The sequence below is a fragment of the Cellulomonas carbonis genome (assembly GCF_014636275.1).
Taxonomy (GTDB): Bacteria; Actinomycetota; Actinomycetes; order Actinomycetales; family Cellulomonadaceae; genus Actinotalea; species Actinotalea carbonis.
Genome location: NZ_BMEB01000043.1, coordinates 1 through 565, shown reverse-complemented (window position 1 = coordinate 565; position 565 = coordinate 1). Strand labels below are relative to the sequence as shown.

General features: G+C 70.4%; 2 protein-coding genes. Both read right to left on the bottom strand.

Translation table 11 applies throughout. From position 1 onward, the window contains the following. A partial coding sequence (locus tag IEV86_RS17600) for an ATP-binding protein (RefSeq protein ID WP_188484846.1) occupies positions 1-287 on the bottom strand: 287 nt, incomplete at its 3' end. Then, positions 284-565: Mu transposase C-terminal domain-containing protein (locus IEV86_RS17595; protein ID WP_188484845.1), on the bottom strand; the 282-nt coding region annotated here is incomplete at its 5' end. The genes IEV86_RS17600 and IEV86_RS17595, both read right to left, overlap by 4 nt.

Sequence of the window (565 nt, the reverse complement as noted above, 5' to 3'; positions counted from 1 at the left end):
TCCAGGTCTTCGCGCAGCAGCCGCGGGGTGGTCAGGACCCCGGGTGTGTACAGGGCGGTGCGGTTCTTGGCCAGCGCGGCGTAGATCTTGGCGTCGTTGTCGCTGCGTGGGCCCCACTCGGTGAGCAGCTCGTGGGCTTGGTCCCAGTGGGCGTAGCGGCGTGCTGAGACGGTCTTGCCGACCCCGGCCGGTCCGAAGCACAGCCCGATGGTGCGCCCGCGCCGGACGGAGTCGGCGAACTCAGTGAACCGGCGGTGCTCCTTGGTCACGATGAAGCGTTCGCTCACCTGAGGTCCTCCCTGTAGACCTTGAGCCGCGCCACGCTCGGCACCCGCGGCGGCACTGGCCTGGCCGCGGCATCGGGGATGTGGGCGGCGACGACGGCGATCCGCTCGTTGATGCCCCGGCGCAGGGCGCGGCGACGCGCGTTGCGGGCGGCCTGGACGTCCTTGAGGCTGACCTGCTGCCCGTGGTGGTCCTGGTCGACGGCGGTGCACAGGAACTGGTCGTGGTCGAAGACGCGGATCTCGGTGATGTCTCTGGGGTCGTAGCGGATGACCACGGG